The organism is Pseudarthrobacter naphthalenicus (assembly GCF_029076445.1).
Taxonomy (GTDB): domain Bacteria; phylum Actinomycetota; class Actinomycetes; order Actinomycetales; family Micrococcaceae; genus Arthrobacter; species Arthrobacter naphthalenicus.
The window spans coordinates 114,871-133,536 of sequence record NZ_JARESG010000004.1; the positions used below are offsets into that span (position 1 = coordinate 114,871).

19 protein-coding genes are annotated in these 18,666 nt (G+C 66.6%); 12 read left to right on the forward strand and 7 right to left on the reverse strand.

Annotated elements, in window-relative coordinates:
• Positions 1-122 precede the first annotated feature (122 nt).
• Positions 123-1,583 carry an amino acid permease gene (locus PY310_RS05590; RefSeq protein WP_275213279.1) on the forward strand — a complete coding sequence of 487 codons (1,461 nt, stop codon included), beginning with the start codon at positions 123-125 and terminating at the stop codon, positions 1,581-1,583.
• Between the two features lie 104 nt (positions 1,584-1,687).
• Here the strand turns inward: PY310_RS05590 and PY310_RS05595 are convergent, their stop codons facing one another.
• Together PY310_RS05595 and PY310_RS05600 are read right to left on the reverse strand one after the other, a co-directional pair.
• Complete coding sequence (locus tag PY310_RS05595; RefSeq protein WP_275213281.1) at positions 1,688-2,425, reverse strand: dienelactone hydrolase family protein; 738 nt, start codon at positions 2,423-2,425, stop codon at positions 1,688-1,690.
• Between the two features lie 92 nt (positions 2,426-2,517).
• Positions 2,518-2,694 (reverse strand): CsbD family protein, encoded by a 177-nt coding sequence (locus PY310_RS05600; RefSeq protein WP_275213282.1) that lies wholly within the window; start codon positions 2,692-2,694, stop codon positions 2,518-2,520.
• A 246-nt stretch (positions 2,695-2,940) separates the two neighbouring features.
• On the opposite strand from PY310_RS05600, the gene PY310_RS05605 reads away from it, so the two are divergent.
• Positions 2,941-3,603 carry a pentapeptide repeat-containing protein gene (locus PY310_RS05605; protein ID WP_275213283.1) on the forward strand — a complete coding sequence of 221 codons (663 nt, stop codon included), beginning with the start codon at positions 2,941-2,943 and terminating at the stop codon, positions 3,601-3,603.
• A gap of 23 nt (positions 3,604-3,626) precedes the next feature.
• Here PY310_RS05605 and PY310_RS05610 read toward each other — a convergent pair whose 3' ends face one another.
• On the reverse strand, positions 3,627-3,860 hold the full coding sequence (locus PY310_RS05610; RefSeq protein WP_275213284.1) for a DUF6480 family protein: 234 nt from the start codon (positions 3,858-3,860) through the stop codon (positions 3,627-3,629).
• A gap of 86 nt (positions 3,861-3,946) precedes the next feature.
• On the opposite strand from PY310_RS05610, the gene PY310_RS05615 reads away from it, so the two are divergent.
• A complete protein-coding gene (locus PY310_RS05615) occupies positions 3,947-4,555 on the forward strand; it encodes a GNAT family N-acetyltransferase (protein ID WP_275213285.1) in 609 nt (202 codons plus the stop codon).
• 28 nt (positions 4,556-4,583) lie between these two features.
• Here PY310_RS05615 and PY310_RS05620 read toward each other — a convergent pair whose 3' ends face one another.
• The gene (locus PY310_RS05620) at positions 4,584-5,435 is read right to left on the reverse strand and encodes an SGNH/GDSL hydrolase family protein (protein WP_275213286.1); all 852 of its coding nucleotides are present in this window, start codon (positions 5,433-5,435) and stop codon (positions 4,584-4,586) included.
• A gap of 179 nt (positions 5,436-5,614) precedes the next feature.
• Here PY310_RS05620 and PY310_RS05625 point away from each other — a divergent pair, with 179 nt between their 5' ends.
• The 3 genes from PY310_RS05625 (at position 5,615) to PY310_RS05635 (ending at position 9,084) form a co-directional block, all read left to right on the forward strand.
• A complete protein-coding gene (locus PY310_RS05625; RefSeq protein ID WP_275213287.1) occupies positions 5,615-6,331 on the forward strand; it encodes a tyrosine-protein phosphatase in 717 nt (238 codons plus the stop codon).
• Positions 6,332-6,435: 104 nt separating this feature from the next.
• Positions 6,436-8,613 carry a S1 family peptidase gene (locus PY310_RS05630; RefSeq protein WP_275213288.1) on the forward strand — a complete coding sequence of 726 codons (2,178 nt, stop codon included), beginning with the start codon at positions 6,436-6,438 and terminating at the stop codon, positions 8,611-8,613.
• A 63-nt stretch (positions 8,614-8,676) separates the two neighbouring features.
• A complete protein-coding gene (locus tag PY310_RS05635) occupies positions 8,677-9,084 on the forward strand; it encodes a VOC family protein (RefSeq protein WP_275213289.1) in 408 nt (135 codons plus the stop codon).
• A gap of 73 nt (positions 9,085-9,157) precedes the next feature.
• On the opposite strand, the gene PY310_RS05640 is transcribed toward PY310_RS05635, so the two are convergent.
• Positions 9,158-9,445 (reverse strand): hypothetical protein, encoded by a 288-nt coding sequence (locus PY310_RS05640; protein ID WP_275213291.1) that lies wholly within the window; start codon positions 9,443-9,445, stop codon positions 9,158-9,160.
• A gap of 135 nt (positions 9,446-9,580) precedes the next feature.
• On the reverse strand, positions 9,581-10,933 hold the full coding sequence (locus PY310_RS05645; RefSeq protein ID WP_275213292.1) for an MFS transporter: 1,353 nt from the start codon (positions 10,931-10,933) through the stop codon (positions 9,581-9,583).
• A gap of 423 nt (positions 10,934-11,356) precedes the next feature.
• Here PY310_RS05645 and pta point away from each other — a divergent pair, with 423 nt between their 5' ends.
• The 4 genes from pta to PY310_RS05665 all read left to right on the forward strand — a co-directional run bounded on the left by pta (position 11,357) and on the right by PY310_RS05665 (position 17,443).
• Positions 11,357-13,483 carry a phosphate acetyltransferase gene (pta, locus tag PY310_RS05650; RefSeq protein ID WP_275213293.1) on the forward strand — a complete coding sequence of 709 codons (2,127 nt, stop codon included), beginning with the start codon at positions 11,357-11,359 and terminating at the stop codon, positions 13,481-13,483.
• Between the two features lie 95 nt (positions 13,484-13,578).
• Positions 13,579-16,341: a winged helix-turn-helix domain-containing protein gene (locus PY310_RS05655; protein WP_275213294.1), complete on the forward strand. Its 2,763-nt coding sequence runs from the start codon at positions 13,579-13,581 to the stop codon at positions 16,339-16,341.
• Between the two features lie 132 nt (positions 16,342-16,473).
• Entirely contained in the window at positions 16,474-17,172 is a 699-nt protein-coding gene (locus PY310_RS05660; RefSeq protein WP_275213295.1) for a hypothetical protein, read from the forward strand.
• Complete coding sequence (locus PY310_RS05665; protein ID WP_275213296.1) at positions 17,162-17,443, forward strand: hypothetical protein; 282 nt, start codon at positions 17,162-17,164, stop codon at positions 17,441-17,443. Before PY310_RS05660 ends, PY310_RS05665 begins: the two co-directional genes overlap by 11 nt.
• Here PY310_RS05665 and PY310_RS05670 read toward each other — a convergent pair.
• Entirely contained in the window at positions 17,440-17,706 is a 267-nt protein-coding gene (locus PY310_RS05670; protein WP_275213297.1) for a hypothetical protein, read from the reverse strand. The genes PY310_RS05665 and PY310_RS05670 overlap by 4 nt on opposite strands.
• Before the next feature lie 148 nt (positions 17,707-17,854).
• Between PY310_RS05670 and PY310_RS05675 the strand changes: the two genes are divergently transcribed.
• Complete coding sequence (locus PY310_RS05675; RefSeq protein WP_275213299.1) at positions 17,855-18,298, forward strand: hypothetical protein; 444 nt, start codon at positions 17,855-17,857, stop codon at positions 18,296-18,298.
• On the forward strand, positions 18,295-18,600 hold the full coding sequence (locus PY310_RS05680) for a winged helix-turn-helix domain-containing protein (protein ID WP_275213300.1): 306 nt from the start codon (positions 18,295-18,297) through the stop codon (positions 18,598-18,600). The genes PY310_RS05675 and PY310_RS05680 overlap by 4 nt, the downstream gene beginning before the upstream one ends.
• Positions 18,601-18,666 lie beyond the last annotated feature (66 nt).

The following is an 18,666-nucleotide window of genomic DNA, read 5'->3' on the forward strand; positions in this document are numbered from 1 at the left end:
AATCCTCCTGACTGTTGCTTGGGTCACGAACACGTAACGGCGCCTTGTAAGATTGGAAGGCCGCGCGGGCCCTCGATGCCGGGATCCTGTGCTGGCCATCCCCGACTCCTCAAGGAATTGCCGTGCCTCAAAGTACCCCCACAGAACTTAAGAGCCAGACGGCCGCACCCACCGCCGTCGACTCTTCCCTCAGCGCCGAGGGCTACAAAAAGACCCTGGGCCGGCGCCACGTCACCATGATCGCGATGGGCGGCGCAATCGGCGTCGGCCTCTTTATGGGCGCCGGCGGACGCCTTGCCTCCACCGGTCCCGCGCTGATCTTCTCCTACGCCATCGCCGGCGTGATCGCCTACCTGCTCATGCGTGCACTCGGCGAGCTCATCATGTACCGCCAGACCTCCGGCTCGTTCGTCAGCTACGCCGGGGAAATGTTCGGCAAAAAGGGCGCCTTCCTGTCCGGCTGGATGTACTTCATCAACTGGGCCATGACCGGCATTGCCGAACTGATCGCGATCGGCCTGTACTTCCAGTTCTTCTTCCCCAACGTCCCCGTGGAGTTGTCCGCCATCGCCGCGCTGGTGCTGCTGGTGGCCGTGAACCTGCTCAGCGTCAAAGCGTTCGGCGAGTTTGAATTCTGGGCGTCCTGCCTGAAGGTGGCGGCGATCGTCACTTTCCTCGCCGTGGGCACGTTCATGGTGGTCACCAACGCCAAGGTGGGCGCCGGCCACGCCTCGGTGAACAACCTCTTCCACGACGACGGCGGCATGTTCCCCAAGGGCGCCCTGGTCATGATCCTGGTGCTCAACGCCGTTATTTTCGCCTACAACGCGATCGAACTGGTGGGCATCACCGCCGGTGAAATGGAGAACCCCGAACGTGAGGTCCCCAAGGCCATCCGCGCCGTGGTGATCCGCATTGTGGTGTTCTACGTAGGTTCCGTCTCGCTGCTGGCCATGCTCCTGCCCTCGGACCAGTACCACGCAGGGACCTCACCGTTCGTGACCGTGTTCGGCCAGATGGGCCTGGCCTGGATGGGTGACGTGATGAACATGATCGTCATTACCGCGGCGCTGTCCTCCTGCAACACCGGCCTGTACTCCATTGGCCGGATCTTCCGCACCATGGCCAACAACGGGCACGCGCCGCAGTGGCTGACCAAAATGTCCTCACGGCACGTGCCCTACGCCGCGATCCTGGCCATCGCCGCCGTGTACCTCGTGGGCATCCTGCTGAACATTTGGCTGGGCGGCTCCCACGCGTTCGACCTGGCCCTGAACTCGGCCTCCATCGGCGTGATCTTCACCTGGGGATCGATTTTTGCGAGCCAGATCGCGCTGCGGAAGAAGAAGGGCAAAGTATCCTCCCTGCCCATGCCCGGCTCGCCCTGGACCAGCTGGGCGGGGCTCGTGGCGCTGCTCGCCATCACGGTGCTGATCGGTTTCGACACGATGACCAGTGAAACCGGCGAGGTCTTCATGCTGGGCCTGTGGACCCTGGCCACCATCCCCTTCTTCGCCCTGGTCCTCTGGCTGGGCTGGCAGAAGGTCAAGCACAACGAGCCAAAGAGCGAGCTCTTCAGCTAGGGCTTTCCTGCACTGAGCGCTCAAGCAGCCGGGCGCTCAAGCAGTACGACGGCGGCGGGTCACCCTTTCGGGGGCGGCCCGCCGTCGCCGTTAAACCCCGCCCGTTACGGAGCGTCCGGTGCGGACAGGTAGCGGGCGAAGTGGTCCTCGATCCGCTGCCAGGCCTCCGGTGCCGAGTCCGGGTCCGGTCCGACGCCCATCACGCGCATCAGCGGCCGGAGCACCGCCGGCCCTTCCTCGGTTTCGTTGAGGAATGAATGGCCGGCGGTGGGAAATTCCTTGACGCTGTTCTCAATGCCCAGGTTGTCCAAGGCCGTTTCAAGCTTGGCGGCCGCGCCCTTGAGGCCCTTGTCCTTCCCGCCGAAGTTGGCCACGATGGGGCAGGCCCCGCGAAGGGCACCCTCCAGATCGCGGGGCAGGCGTCCGTAGTTGACCGAGGCCGCGTCGAAGCCGTCGCGCGCCACCAGCAGGGCGAACCCGCCGCCCATGCAGAACCCGATCACGCCGGTTTTTCCCGTGGACAGCGGCGACGCGGCCAGCCAGGCCCGGGCGGTGGAAAGGTCGGTGAAGACCCGGCCGGTTCCCGTCATCATGCTGCGCATGGTGCTGACCAGGCAGCGCCGGGCGCCGCCGTCGGTGAACAGGTCCACCGCGAGCGTCAGGTATCCGGCCCGGGCCAGCCTGTCCGCATGGGCGCGGATCTGGTCATTGAGCCCGAACGCTTCGTGGATCATCAGGACGCCAGGGAACGGGCCCGCCCCCGAGGGGGTGGCCAGATAGCCGCCCAGTGCGGGCGAACCTCCGGCAGCGGCACTTTGGGCACTGAGGTCGACGTACGTCATGGGCCAAGAGTAGCCGCCGCCCGGGGGTAAAAGGGCAAAAGGAAGGCGGTGGATCCCCCATGAGGATCCACCGCCGACCAGTTCTTGAAGGACTAGTCCTTTTTGAAGGTGTCCTTGACGTCTTCGCCGACCTTCTTTGCGTCAGCCTTGACCTGGTCCGCCTGGCCTTCGGCCTTCAGACGGTCATTGTCGGTGGCGTTTCCGGCCGCTTCCTTGGCCTTGCCGCCCATGTTTTCCGCTTCGTTACTGATCTTGTCTCCGAGGCCCATCGCTGGCCGCCTTTCGTTCGCGTTGATCAAACAATGCGTTTTCACCATAACACAAAGCATGCTTATCATTTCAAGCCCCCGGTCCCTGCTGCCCGATGTCATGGTCCCCGGCTAGGCTCGATCCATGAATCACACAAAGAGCCGGACCCGGCGCACCCGTGCGCGTCACTCCCGTGCGCGCCACCCCCGTGCGCGTCCGGAGGCTTGGGCCGGCACCCCGGGCATTCCTCTGGCGGAAGCCCGCTAATGGCGTCCAAACTGCCCAAAATCGTGGGTCCCCGCCTCACGGAAGTCCGGCTGGAGGACCTGACCGAGGACGCCGCCCCGGATTTCCGCCGGGGTGAGAAGTACGACGGCGTCCGGTTCAGCCGGGTGGCTGCCGACGGGCTCGAACTGAGCGGCACCGATTTTGCCGAGTGTGAGTTCCAGGGCGTCTCGTTCAACGACACCCAGCTCCGCGGGGCAGGCTTCCGTGACTGCATCCTGTCCGAGCTGTATGCGCCGGTGTTCAGGGCCGCCCGTTCCACGTGGCGTGACGTGCATCTGAACAACCCGCGGCTTGGATCCGCTGAACTCTATGAGAGCGGCTTGCAGTCCGTGCGGATCGACGGCGGCAAGCTGGACTTCCTCAACCTGCGGGGATCCAAGCTGACGGACGTCCTGATCACCGATTGCATCATCAACGAACTGGATCTGGGGTCCGCCGCGGCAACTCGGGTGGTGCTGAAGAACTGCACCCTTGGGACGCTTGATCTCACCGGGGCACGGTTGAAGGACTTTGATGTCCGCGGCACCGATTTCCGGACCATCAGCGGCCTGGGGAGCCTGGCCGGCCTGGTGATCGATGACTACCAGCTGACACTGCTGGCCCCGCTCCTGGCCGGGCATCTGGGTATCCGGGTGGTGTAGGGGCCGGTCAGTCGCGGGTTTGGTCAGTCGAAGAAGCCCACGATGTAGCCGATGAAGAAGAGCAGGAACAGCAGCACGCCCGCGGCGATGGCCGAGATCCAAAAGATCTGCATTGCCTTTCCCGAGCCCCTCACCACGGGTTCGTGCGTGCCCGCCACCGAGCCTTCGCCCGGCGGTGTTTCACCGGGCGGAACGCCGCCGCCGGGTTCCAGGCCCGTGATCTTGTCGTCCTGCGGATCGGGGTTAGGTCCAGTCACAATAACTCCCTCGGCTCGGCATGGCGCTTCAGTCCTGGTTATTCCCTAGAGTAACCGCCGCCGGTTGGCGGGCCTAGGCTGATGCTGTGACTTTTCTTGAACCTCTCACCCTGACCGGCAGGCACGTCATCCTCGAGCCCTTGGCCCACGATCACCACGACGGGCTCGTGGAGGCGGCACGCGATGGTGAGCTGTGGAAGCTCTGGTACACCTCCGTTCCCGGGCCCGAGGAGATGACCGAGGAGATTGACCGTCGGCTGGCGGCGCAGGAGCAGGGTGCCATGCTGCCGTTCACCACCCGGCTCATCGATCCGGCCACGGGGGCTGCGGGCCGGATCATCGGCATGACCACCTACTGCAACATCGACGCCGCCACACCCCGCGTGGAGATCGGCTACACCTGGAATGCCGCCTCCGTTCACGGCACCGGCACCAACCCGGATTCGAAGCTGCTGCTGTTGAGCCATGCCTTCGACACCGTGGGCTGCGCGGCCGTGGAGTTCCGGACGCACTGGATTAACCACCAGTCCAGGGAGGCCATTGCCAGGCTCGGTGCGAAGCAGGACGGCGTGCTGAGAAGCCACCGCCGGACCAACGACGGGGTTCTCCGGGACACCGTGGTGTTTTCCATCCTGGAGCACGAGTGGCCCATGGTGCGGAACGGTCTCGAACACAGGCTCGCCAAGCACCCGTAGGGGTGCTTGGCGAGCTGGTTAAGAGTCGCTAGGGCGTATACGCGCCAGCGGCGCTCAGCGCGGTGAAGTAGGCCTGGTAGCCCTTAGCGTTCGGGTGGAAGTTATCACTAAGCACAGGGCTACCGAGATTTATCCACGGGTCAGGTGTCAAAACGCCATGCCCTGCGAAAGCCTTTCTGACGTCGACGTAGTCCACATTGATTCCGCCGCCGATGGCGGCGGTGGTGGCCGCGGCGGCGATGGTTCCGTCGAGGTTGTTGGCCAGTTCAGTGGCTTGGTAGGTGAACACAGCTAGTGCGTCGGTCCGCCCTCCCGCGATGGGATCGAAGAGATAGGGGTAGCCGGTCACGACAATCCGCGCGTTGGGAGCGGCAGCGTGCACGCTCTGGATCATCGAAAGCACGTCGGCGTACAGTTGCCCGCTGGTGAGCTGGGCTTCCGCGTAGGCGCTGGCAGCCTGACACGCCGGACCTGCCGCGGTACTTCCAAAGGCGACGGCCCCGCAATAGGAAACGAGATTCCCAAAACCGAGGTTGTTGCCGCCGGCAGTGATGGTCACGAGCCCGGTCTTCCTGTTCAGCTGGCCGAGCTGACTGTTCACCACGTCCTGGGTCGTCTTGCCGCTGCACGCAGCGTTGGAGGCGAACTTAACGGATTTGAGCTCGTCCGCAAGTTCGGAGTAGGCATTCTCACTCCGGAAACATCCGTCCAAGTACGGGCCGGCTCCCTGCCCGGCGGCGTAGGAGTCTCCCAGGGCAACGTAGTAATTGATTTTGGCCACGGCCTCGGCAGGGCCTGCTGCAAATCCCAGAACCATGGTCAGGGTGGCGAGGCCGGCTGCAAGAGCCGCGCGCCGCCGTCGTACTGTTGTTGTTGCCATCGGATTTCCCCTCAGAGTGATCAATTGGACGAGCGGCACAAGCGGGTAATGGTTACCGTACGCCCCATGCACCCCACCCGTCACTGGGGGGCTGTACTCGACTTTCCAGGTGCCCGACTACGCAGGGCTACGGGCATCGGCGCATGCAGCCGGAAGCGGCATTGTGGTTAGCTGTGCGAGTGGAGAAACGAGGGGATCCCGTGGGCTGGGACGGGGCGGCTAATGCCTGGCGCGTTGCCGGCGGCGTCTACCGCATGGGCCGGCGCGAGTGGCTCACCGAAGCCGGGTGGCAGCAGGCGTACGACGACGGCGTCCGCACCGTGGTGGATCTGCGTCACCCCCGCGAGGCGCTGCGCCGGGACACGGACCCGGTGGTTGCCGATCACGCGTTTGCCGGCATGAACATTGTCATCGCCCCCACTGAAGAACCCGATGATCCTCGGTTCACCGCCGTCTGCGGGCCCTACCTCAACGATCCGGCCCACTACCTGCATAATGTCAGGCTCTACCCGCAGAAAATTGTTGCCGTTTTCCGTGCCGTGGCTGCTGCCGCGGCAGGGGCGGTGGTCATTCACTGCGCGGCCGGGCGGGACCGCAGCGGTCTGGTGGCGGCCATGATCCAGGATCTTGCCGGCCACCCCGACCAGCGCATCGCCGACGGGTACGCACAGGCCGCCCGCGGAATCAACGAGCGCTACCGCACGCACGGTCCGCCGCACGCGCGCGAACGCTACCTGCCCGACGCCGATCTGGCGCCGCTGCTGGAAGAGCGGGGCCGGGCCGTGGTGACGTTCGTCCGCGAACTGGACAGCCGGGCATTCCTGCTGCAGAACGGGCTGTCCCCGCAAGAAATCGGTTCCATTGAGCACCTCGCCGCCGGGCAGGTACCCTTGTGACCTAAGTGGCCAGTGTGACAGATGGTGACGGTGCCATGAGAAAGAGGTACCGCTCATGGGCGCAGTGGGCGTAATTGGGCGGGACGAGCGGAACGGCTATCCGAATGAAACGAGTTTTTGCGGCAGGAACAGTGGCCGGCCTGGCTTTTGCCCTGGGATTCGGCGTTGTCCCGGCCGTGGCCGTCCCGGGAGCGGCCGTTTCGGAAACCACCACGTCCACCGTCAGCGTTCCCCCGGCTGACCGTCCCTCAGCCGGACCGTCCGATGTCGGCCTCTCGGAAGCGCTGCTTCATGATCTGGGCATGAGCCTTGCGGAGTTCAACGCCGCGGGGGAACTTGGCCGCCGGGCAGCCGACGCCCTCAAGACCCTGCAGGTGGTTCCCGGCTTTGTGGGCCTCAGCCTGAAGGACGGCGGAATCCTGGTCCGGGGTACCGGCCCCGCCCTTCAGTCCGCGGTGGATGAGCTAAACCAACCGGGCCCGTCAGCCTTTGTGCTGGTTGCGCCAACACCTGTTGAACCCGCCGCACAGACCTCTCCGGCGGCCGACGCCGCCCCGTCCACCTCGAAGGCCAGCGCCCCGTCCGAGGTTCAGCCCGAACCCGCTCCTTCCGCGCCGGAGCTGGTGGCAAAAAATATTGATCAGCTGTTTCAGGCCTACGTGAGCGATGTGGGGACCCGGGGCCTTCAGGCCGTGGCCTACACGGACGGCCACTTTGTGATCCGCACGGGTTCCGTGAATACGCCGGAATCTGACGTTCCCGCCACGTCCGGCGACCTGTCGTCCCCGGCGGGGACCGCCCGGGCACAGGCCAGCGCCGGCAAACTGACCCCTGCCCAGTTCGTGTCCCGCTACGCCAATGTCCGGCTTGAGAAGGGCGCTTCCGTCAAAACCGAGGACGATGTTCTCGGTGGCCAGGGCTATTTTCTCGACAATACGGCCAAGTGCTCCACGGGGTTCAGCGCGTTCGGTCCCAGAGGACTTCCGCTGGTCCTCACGGCCGGGCACTGCACTCAGGACGGTGCGGCCAAGCTCACCGGCCTTGAGCCGCTCAGCTGGGCTGCGGCTGGTGGCAGCACTACGCCGGTCCCGTGGCCGCTGCCTGCGCTGGCTCCGCTCGGCAATTTCGGGTTCAGCCAATTCGGCGGGCCGAACAACGCCGCGGCAACGGCGGGCGGATCCGTGGTGGGCACCGACATCGCAGTCGTCAAGGACATTGCCACCGGCCTCAATCCACAGCCGGCAGCCACAACCTGGGGAGCTGCCAGGACCCCGGATTCCGTCAAGATTGTAGGGACCAAAGCGCCTGTACAGGGCGATCCCGTGTGCCGGTCCGGACGGACAACAGGGTGGAAGTGCGGCGTCATTGATTCCATCGCGATCGTGATGATGCCGGGGTCCAAGAGTGTGCCGCCCGACTATGACAACGACCTGCGTCCCGTGCGCGCCTTTGACTCATCCTCCGTCACCTCGGCCGGCGGTGATTCCGGCGGCCCCTGGATCAGCGGCAACTATGCGGTGGGCACGCACACGGGAGCGGAGACTCTCGGGTCCACTCAGAAGCGGGCCATCGCGGCCACCCTCGAGGACTCCCTGGCCAGCATCCCCGGGGGAGCCCAGCTGGAAGTTTTCCTCAACAAGCCCACGGTCACCTCGCCTGCCCCGGGGGCAACGTTCGACGCCGGCCAAACCGTCACCGGCATGGTGGCGGCCGCTCCCGCCTCGGCAGTCGCGGCCGGCTCACAGGTCAAGGTCACCGTGGCGGGGAAAGCGCCCTTCCAGGTGCCCGTGAACGCCAAGGGGGCATGGTCCTTTACCGCCCCCACCGGTTCGGGGCCGCTGCGGTTCAAAGCCGAGACCGTCAACGGATTCAGTGCATCGGGAGCCGCGGAGTTCCAGTTCGCCGCAGTGCCTGTAACAGTTGTCCCGGCTATCCCGCCGGTGGCCCCGCCGGCCGCTGTTCCTCCTTCTGCAACACAGGCAGATCCGCCCGCCGTTGTTCCGCCGGCCGGGACTGCGCCGGTTCCGCCTGCCGCAACCCCGGCTGACCCGCCTGCCGCAACCCCTGCGGAGGTGCCCGCCGTGAAAGCGGCGCCGGCGCCCGCAGCCGGTGCCGCCGTCGTCGTCCTTCCACTGGGAGCCGAACAACCCGCAACCCTGGCCAGTACAGGGGCCTCCGGGCTCTTCCTGGCCGCCGGTCTGGCGGCAGCCGCCCTCGTCGTTGGCGGGGTTCTGTTGATGGTGCTCCGGCGCCGGAAGCGGGAGCGCCCAACCTCACGGTAACCCGCAAGTGATGGAGCAACGGGCGCGCCCAGGCGTAAGATCGTCCCCGTAGGAGGTGGCGAAATGAACCTAGCCTTGAACACAGCCACAACCATCCTGCCGGTAGATGATGTGGCGCGCGCCCATAGTTTTTACACTGAAAAATTGGGCCTCCCGCTCCGCGGAACGACAGAGGATGGAAGCGAGTTACTCGGTGCCGATGGCGGCCCGACGCTGCAGCTGAAGCCAGTCTCGGATGGCAAACATTCCGAGCACACCGCCCTCAGCTTTGAGGTGCGCGACATTGAGCGGACCGTTCAGGACATGGAAGCCAGAGGCGTCCGGTTCCAGGACTACAACCTGCCCAACCTGAAGACCGAAAACCATATCTGCACCACGGATTCCGAGAAGTGCGCCTGGTTCATGGACACCGAACACAACATCCTGTGCGTCCACGAAACCCTGCGGGCCGAGGCCGACTACCAGCTGTGAGGCGCCGCGCAGGTGCGGCGGGCCGGTCATCAGCCGGTGCAGGTGTCCCGGGTCTACCCGGGATTCCCCGTGCTCAGGCTTCCGCGCCGCCGTGGAGGCCGTCGTCGCTGCTGTCATCGGAGGGGCTGGTGCCGGTGTCGGTCAGGTCCATGTTGCCGCGCGCTTCCTCCATGGTGGGACCGCCACGCGGCACGCTGTAGGTGTCCGGGCGGATGCCGTGAATCTGTTCCTCGATCAGTGCCTGCTCCTCACTGAAACGGATGACGTTGGCCTCGTCACCGACGTCGCCGGGGCTGTCCTCCCTGAGGGTGGAGGGATCGGGAATGATGAACCCGGGGTCCGGCTCTTTGTGCTGACTCATGGCGGCCTTCCTTAGGTTGTGGCTGGCTCTGTCCCTCCACCGTAGCGCCCCGTGGTGCCGGAGAACACAAAAGCGGTGGACCACCCCGGGGTGGTCCACCGCTCTTCGTGACGGAGCTCGAGTGACGCAGCGCGGTTAGCTGGCGTTTTCCTCCAGCGTGAGGTCCCGGTCCCTGGTCTCGGGGGTCTTGATGGCCTGGAACAGGGAGATGCCCACGATGATCATCATGTAAACGGCAATGGGCCAGTAGGAATTGGTGGCCCAGGCCAGCAGGGCGGAGCAGATGATGGGCGCGATGCCGCCGCCGAAGATGGCGGAGAACTCACGGGCAATCGCCACGCCGGCGTAGCGGTACTTGGAACCGAACAGCTCCGCGTACATGGCCGACTGGGCCGCGATGCCGCCCTCCACGGCGAAGGTGAAGCCCACGGCGTAGACCAGGGCGATCAGCCAGACGTTGCCCGTGCTGGTGAGCCAGAACGCGGGGAAGGAGAACAGGAAGAGGAACGCGAGGATAAAGACGTTCACGGGCTTCCGGCCCCAGCGGTCGGTGGCCCGTCCGGCGATGAGGGCCGCGGGGATGGCGAACAGGCCGCCCATGGCCAGCATTTGGGGGATCAGGGTCTTATCGATGTTGACGACCGAGATCAGGAAGGTGCCCAGGAACGCCTGGTAGATATACGAGTGGGCGTGTGTGCCCATGTTGATGAGGAAGACCTGGCGGAGCGGACGGCGGCCCTTCTTGAGCACCTCGGAGACGGGGGAGGCCGCCTCCACGTGCTCCTTCTTCAGCTCGGCGAAGACCGGGGATTCCTTCATGTTGCGGCGGATCAGGTAAGCCGCGATTGTCACCAGGGCGCTGGAGAGGAACACCAGACGCCAGCCCCAGGACTCGAGGTCTTCGCGCGGCAACAGCTGGACCAGGATCCACGCGCCGGAACCAAAGACGGAGCCGACGGCGGCGCCCGCCCAGACGAGCGAGGTCATGGCACCGCGCTTGCCCTTGGGTGCAAATTCGGCGAGCAGCACCACGGCGCTGGCCATTTCGGCGCCGGCGCCGAAGCCCTGGATGAAGCGCAGGACGGTCAGCAGGATCGGAGCCAGGATGCCCACGGATTCGTAGGTGGGCAGCAGGCCCATGGCGAAGGTGGCGGTTCCCATCAGGGCCAGCGTGGCCACGAGGACGAACTTGCGCCCGATTTTGTCGCCGTAGCGGGAGAAGAACAGGCCGCCCATGGGCCGGGCGATGAAGCCGACGGCGTAGGCGCCGAAGCTGGCGATGAAGCCGACTGCGGGGGAGACGTTGGGGAAGAACAGGGTGTTGAAGATGATGGCGGTGCCAACACCGTAAACAACCATGTCGTAGTTTTCCAGCACGGTGCCAATGAAGCCGGCCCAGCCGGCGCGGCGCAGTTCGGTCTTGTTGACGGCCGCCGGGTGAAGCGCGCCGTGTGTCTGGGTGCCCGTAGGCGAGGGGCTTTGCGTCATTGCTTTTCCTGTTCTGAGACGGCGCCCACAGCTCCGTCGACGCGGGTATTACCGTATAGCAGGAAACCAGCTTTTGGCAATCGGTTGCCCAAAGTTGCGCAAAGTTGCCAAAGGAGGGGGCGGCGGCGGCGGGGAGCACTCCCGGCGCCGCCCGGCGCAGTCCCGCCGCCGCCCAGTGCAGTCCCGCCGCCGCCCCGCCCCCGACCCTGGCGACGCTCTCTCACTTAATGCGGGTTTTTCCCAAGCGCTCTCTCACTTTCCTCAAGAAAGTGAGCGAGCGTCCCCGGAAAACCGACATTAAGTGGGAGAGGATCCCCAGAAAACCCGCATTAAGTGAGAGAGCGTTGGGGCTGGGGGAGATCACCTGTGCACGCCCGAGGTGCAGGATGGTTGTACCTGCACCAGCACAGCAAAGGGCGGACCATGGCCAAAGGCATTTACGTCAGCGCAACCACTCCGGGCTCGGGAAAATCCCTGATCGCCCTGGGCCTCGCGGACACACTTCACCGGCACGCGGACCGGATCGGCTTCTTCAAGCCGGTGGTTCACGGCCCGGATGCGGCCGAAGACCCCATGGTGGCGCTGATGAAGGCGCGTTTCGGGCTCGACGACGACCGGTGCCGCGGGGGACTGACGTCCGGCGAGGTGCGCGCCCTGCTGGCCGACGGGAAACGGGCCGAGATTGATGCCCGCTGCGTGGAGATCTTTGCCGGGATCGCCCGGCACTGCGACGTGGTGATCGTGGAGGGGACGGACCTGACTGGTCAGGACGCCGCCGTCGAATTCGACCTCAACGCCCGGCTGGCCAACAACCTTTCCGCCCAGGTAGTGGCCGTGGTGGGGGCCAAGGGGCTCAGCGTGGCGGAAGCTGCGGCCGCCGTCGAAGTTGCCCGCAAGGAACTGATCGCGGAGAAGTGCTCGCTGCTGGCCATCATGGTGAACCGCGCCGACGCGACGTTAGTGGACAGGATCGCGGCCGAGGTGAAGGTGGGAGTCTCCGGCCGGCCGGTGTATGTCCTCCCCGAGTTGGAGGAGATCGCCCGGCCCACCACCGGCGAGGTGGCCACAGCGCTGGGTGTGCGGCAGATCGCCGGCCGTGCGGACATGGAACGCGACGTGAAGGACATCAAGGTCGCGGCCATGAACGTGGGCAACTTCCTGAACGTCCTGGATGAGGGCGCCCTGGTGATCGTCCCGGGGGACCGTGCGGACGTGATGGTGGCCTGCCTGGCGTCGTCGTTCTCGCCGGAATTTCCGGTGCCGTCTGCCCTGATCCTCACCGGCGGCCTCGCGCCGGACGCCAACATCTATCCGCTCCTGGCGCAGGCGCCGTTCCCGGTGTTTTCCGCCGGCGAGGACACCTACATGACGGCCAAGCGCGTCTCCGAAGTCCGCAGCGAGATCTGGTCCGGGCACCGCCGCAAGGTGGCCTCCGCCCTGGGCCTGTGGTCCAAGCGGGTGGACGAGGCAGAGCTTGTGGAACGCCTGCACCTGCCCCGCCTGGAACGGATGACCCCGCTGCGGTTCCTGCACGACCTCATCGAGCGGGCCCGCGCGCAGCGCCGGCACGTGGTGCTGCCGGAAGGGACGGACGTGCGCATCCTGCGCGCCGCGGAAATCCTGCACCGCCGCGACGTGTGCGACCTGACCCTGCTGGGCCCCGAACCGGATGTCCGGGAGCTTGCCGCGGCCAACGGCATCGACCTGTCCGGAATCAACATCGTGGACCCGGCCACCTCGGAGCTGCGCCAGAAGTTTGCCGAAAAGTACGCCGAACTGCGGGCGCACAAGGGCGTGGACCTGGCCAAGGCGCTGGAAATCATGCAGGACGGCAGCTACTTCGGGACCATGATGGTCCAGCTGGGCGTGGTGGACGGCATGGTCTCCGGCGCCGCGCACACCACCGCGCACACCATCCGGCCCGCGCTGGAGTTCGTGAAAACCCGCGACGGCGTCAAGATCGTCTCCTCGGTGTTCCTGATGCTCATGCCGGACCGGGTGCTGGTCTACGGCGACTGCGCCGTGAACCCGGACCCCAACGTCGAGCAGCTGGCGGACATTGCGCTGGCCTCGGCCGAGACCGCCGCGCAGTTCGGCGTGGAACCCCGGGTGGCCATGCTGTCCTACTCCACCGGCGGCTCCGGCTCCGGCGAGGCGGTGGACGAAGTCCGGCAGGCCACCGAACTGGTGCGCCAGCGCCGCCCGGATCTCGCCGTCGAAGGCCCCATCCAGTACGACGCCGCCGTGGACGCCGCCATCGCGGAGTCCAAAATGCCCGGCTCCACCGTGGCAGGGCAGGCAACCGTGTTCATCTTCCCGGACCTGAACACCGGCAACAACACGTACAAGGCGGTGCAGCAGAGCTCGGGGGCGGTCGCCGTCGGGCCCGTCCTGCAGGGGCTCCGGAAGCCGGTCAATGACCTCTCCCGCGGCTGCACGGTGGAGGACATCGTGAACACCGTGGCCATCACGGCCATCCAGGCGCAGGTTCCGGCGGACAGCAACGCGGGGTCACTTAAAGTCCCCTCCGCAGGTAACTTTGGGCGTTAAGTGACCCCGCGTTGGGGCGAGGGTTCAAACTCAAACGCCCGACGGCGGCACCTGGCTGAGTGCGGGCGTCGCCGCCCTGCGCGGGACGGATCCGGATGAAACGCTCGATGATTGCCACCAAGCTGTATGTTCCCGCGCCGCGCCGCGGATTTGTGGCACGCCCGCGGCTGCGGGAGAAGCTTCGCCGCGGCGCGGAGTCCGGGCTGCTGCTTGTGTCCGCCCCGGCGGGGTTCGGGAAGACCGCCCTGCTGGCGGACTGGCTGGGTGCGGCCGGTGAGGGCCGCCGCGTTGCCTGGCTTTCGCTGGAGCCCGCGGACAGCGAGCCGGCCACTTTTTGGACGTATGTTGCAGCGTCCCTGCAGGAGGCGGTGACCGGCGTCGGGGCAGGGGCGCTGGAGCTCCTCGGGACCTCCCCATCGGCCACCGAGCTGGTCATCACCTCCCTTGTGAACGACCTCGCTGAAGTGGCAGAGGACGTCTGGCTGGTGCTGGACGACTACCACGCCGTGGACAGCCAGGCAGTGCGCGCCGGCATGACCTACTTTGTGGAGCACCTGCCGCCGCACGTGCACGTGGTGCTGAGCACGCGCTCGGACCCTGACCTGCCGCTGTCCCGTTGGCGGGTGCGGGGTGATCTGGCCGAGATCCGCGCCGCTGACCTGCGGTTCACCCCGGAAGAGGCTGCCGCCTACTTCAAAGATGTTGCGGGGCTGGACCTGGACCCGGGGCAGGTGTCCACCCTGGAACAGCGGACGGAGGGCTGGATTGCCGCGCTCCAGCTGGCCGCACTTTCGCTCAGGGACCGCAACGACGCCGCCGGGTTCATTGAGCGCTTCGCCGGGAACGACCGGTACATCGTGGACTACCTGGTGGAGGAAGTCCTGGAGCATCAGCCGGAGTCGGTCCGCAGTTTCCTGCTGCACACCGCTGTCCTCGGCAGGCTCACCGGCCCGCTCTGCGACGCGGTGACCGGCCGCGAGGATGGAAGCGCCACACTGGTGGCCTTGGAACGCGCCAACCTTTTTGTCATCCCGCTGGATGACCGGCGCGAGTGGTACCGCTACCATCACCTCTTCGCCGACGTGCTGCGCGGACGCCTGCTCGGTCAAGAGCCCGGCCGGATTCCAGTGCTGCATGAACGCGCCAGCCACTGGTACGAGTCGCACGGCCACCTTGAGGACTCCATCCGGCACGCGCTCGCCGGCAAGGACTTTGACCGGGCCGGGCACCTGGTGGAGCTGGCCGTGCCGGTGCTGCGGCGTAGCCGCCAGGATGCCGTCCTGTTTGGCTGGCTCAGGGAACTGCCGGACGCTGTCATCCGCCGGAGCCCGGTGCTGAGCGTGTTTTATGGCGGCATGCTGATGAGTGCAGGCGAGCTCGGGGGTGCGGAGCAGCGGTTTGACGACGCCGACCGTGGGCTGGCCGACGCGGCCTCCGCCGAACCGGCGCACCGCCCTGCAACCGACGAGGAGCTGATGCTCCCGGCCACGATTGCCATCTACCGGGCCTCGCTCGCGCAGGCCAGGGGCGATGTGGCAGGCACCGCCGCCCACGCCCGGAACGCCTTGGCGTTGGCGGGTCCCGGCCACCACCTTGCGCGGGGTGCCGCGGGCGCCTTCCTCGGCCTTGCCGCATGGGCGGAGGGCGACGTGCGCCGTGCCTTGGAGACGTTCACGCAGGCTGTTGCGAGCCTGCGCGCAGCCGGGAACCTGCTGGACGAGCTCAGCAGCACGGTCATCCTGTCGGACATGTGGCAGGCTGCCGGCCGGCCGGGCGAAGCGCGGCGGATCTGCGAGGCTGCGCTGCACGAGGCGAACACCCGCGGCGACGCCCTGGCCCGGGCGGGCGCGGAACTGCACGTGGCCCTGAGCGAACTGTGCCGCCAGTCCGGTGACCCGGGCGGCGCCATCAGGCACCTCGACGCCGCCGCGGCCTTCGTGGAACGGGGGCCCATGACCGAAAGCCGCTACCGGTGGTTTGTGGCCAAGGGCCTGGTTGCCCAGGACGAGGGCGATCCAGGCCGCGCCCTTACATACCTGGACCAGGCCGAGCAGCTTTTCCGGCCCGGGTTCTTCCCCGCAGTGCGCCCCGTCCCGGCCATCAAGGCCCGCGTCCGGATCCGCCAGGGTGACCTCGCCGCGGCCGCCGCCTGGGCGCGTGCCGCCGGGGTTACGGCCGCTGACAAAGCCGGCTACCTGCACGAGTACAGCCACCTCACCCTGGTCCGGCTGCTCATCGCGCAGCAGCGGAAGCAGCCGAACACCCCCGTTGCCGCGGGTGCGCTTGACCTGCTGGACCGGTTGCTCGCGGACGCGGCCCCATCCGGCCGTGCGGGCAGCGTGGTGGAAATCCGCCTGCTCCAGGCCCTCGCGCATGATGCGCTGGGCGACACCCCGCGCGCACAGGAGGCGCTGGCGTCTGCGCTCACCGGGGTGCCCGAGCCGGAGCAGTACGTGCGGCTGTTCCTCGACGAAGGGCCGCCCATGCTGGCGCTGCTGCGCGGGGCTGTGCGTGAGTCTGGTGATGCTGCAATGGACGACGGCGGGGCTGCCGCCCACGCGCGGCGTCTGCTCGCCCTGGCTGCGCCCCCGCACCCGTTAGCCTCGGGTTGGGTACCATCGCGCCCGGAGCCGTCGCGCCCAGGTGAGGAGCCCCCGTCGGACGTTGACCCGCTGAGCGAGCGGGAACTGCAGGTTCTGAGGCTCCTCGACAGTGAACTGAGCGGGCCGGAGATCGCCCGCGCACTGTTCATTTCGCACAACACGCTGCGCACGCACACCAAACACATCTTCACCAAGCTCGGCGTCAGCAGCCGCCGGGCGGCCGTCCGCCGCGGACGTGACCGCGGCCTGCTCTAACCGGTCGGCCGGTCATAGCAGGTTCACCCTGTCAGTCACATCATGGGGTGACGCGCGCTCACCCCGCCGCTCCTTACCTTGGAATCAGCCGGCAGCATCCGCCGCCGCACCATACAAGCCAGGGAGCCCCACATGTCCATTACCACCACCAAGCTCACCCGCTGGGCCGGCCTGTCCGCGGCCGCCGCGGGCCTGCTGTTCATCGGCGTGCAGATCAACCACCCGCACCTGGACGCGGCATTCGCCACCACCACCGAATACACGGTCCGCCAAAGCCTGAAAGTGCTCATGGCCGGCCTGTCGCTCATCGGCATCACCGGGATGTACCTGCGCCAGGTGGCCCGGGCCGGAGTGCTCGGGCTTGTGGGCTACCTCGTGTTCGGTGCCGGCTACCTCATCATGCTCGGCATGGAGCTCATCGGAGCCGTGGTCCTGCCGACCCTCGCCCGCACGGAACCCGGCTACGTCAACGACGTTTTCGCTACCGTCATGGGCGACCCCGTGGCCGGCGATATCGGCCTGATGTTCGGCCTGAACCTCGCATCCGCCGTCACGTTCCTCGGCGGCGGACTCCTCTTCGGCATCGCACTGTTCCGCGCCAGGGTGCTCGCGCGTTGGGCTGCGGCACTGCTCGCCGTGGGGGCCGTGGCAACCCTGGCCCTCCCGCTGCTGCCGCAGGTCAACGACAGGCTGTTCGCGCTTCCCATCGGCGTGGCGCTGATCGGCCTGGGGTACTCGCTGTGGAGCGGGCTGCGGACGACGGCGGACCGGGACAGTGCGGGGGCCGTCGTAACGCCGGTGAAGCCGGTCCAGCCGGAAAGTGCGAAGTGATTCCGGGGGCGGCGCCCCGTGCGAGGGCATGATGAGCGCCATCCCCAATCAGCAAGTGCCCGCCCGGTACGACATCCGTATCGGCGGGCACCTGGACCAGCACTGGTCGGCCTGGTTCGACGGCCTCGTGGTGACTCCGGAAGCTGACGGCACCACAGAACTGAGCGGATTCGTGGCCGATCAGGCCGCCCTGCACGGGGTGCTCACAAGGATCCGGGACCTGGGGCTCGTCCTCATCTCCGTGCAGGCCGTGGAGAGTGGAGGGCCCTAGCTGTTCTCCGGCTTGGCGACGCTCTCCGGGTCCTCCTCTTTGGCCGGCTCATCGGACAGGCCCTCAGGCGTAAGGTCCAGATCCTGCGGATTCTCCGGCTGTTCCGGGGCCTCGCCCACTTCCGCGGCCTTGGGCTTTCCGGTGTCGTCCAGGGCCGGGTTGGCACCTTCGACGGTGGTGGGGTCCTTGGTGCCTGACCCGGTGGTGCTGGGTTCCTCGGCGGTGGTGTCTGAGTTGTCGGGCTGAGTGGTGTCGTTCGGCATGGAAGTCCCTCTCTGCGTAGTGCAACGTGTCCACCGACTCTATGCAGGCCCGGGCCGCCGGCGCAATGGGGTTAGGAAAGTACTTGACTCAATGGAAAGTACTTTCCTATAATTGGCGCATTGGAAACCGCCACGGAAAGGCAACACCATGGACGAGGCAACCCGAAACCCCACCCCTGCCGAGGCGCACGAGCTCCTGGCGAAGGCGCAGTCAATCAGTGCCACCTCCGTCAACGCTGCCGCGTGGCCCGTTGCCATGGTCTTCACCAGCCTCGCCATCCTGGGCTCCATGCTCATGGTCGGCATGCACATCGTGTCCCACACCGGTTACGGGGCTCCCATCCTCGCTACCGCCGTCGGAATCTGGGCCGCGGCCACGGCCTGCATCTGGCCCATGTTCCAGACGTCCACCAAAGCCGGGTACACCAAGCGGTTCCTGACGTCTTTGATTGCCTACATGGTCCTGTACGGCGTCGCACTGGGGGCGGGAGTCAGCCTCTTCCGCGACGGAAACCTCTGGTATTACGCAAGCGCCGCCGTCGTACTCGCAGGAGTGGGCCTGACAGGTGCCTTTCGCGAGTTGCGGGCATGAGTACGGCCGCGGATCATCCACGCCACCGGCTCAACGACCTCATCCACGCGCCCGTCCGGTTCTCCATCATGGCCGCTCTCGCGGGTGCAGAGTCGATGGACTTCAAGGACCTGCGGGACACCATCCAGGTCAGCGACTCCGTCCTCAGCAAGCAGTTAGCCGTCCTCGAAAAAGCCGGCTATGTAAAGATCCGCAAAAGCTTTGCGGGTAAGATGCCGCGCACCTCGGCGAGCGTGACTGCCGGCGGGCGCACAGCGTGGGAGGAACATCTGCAGACCCTCCGGGACATCGCGGGAGGCTGACATCACCTTCGGAGGTGCCGCCTAACCCGCGCCGCCCCCACCTATAGTGGCAATAACCACGCCAGC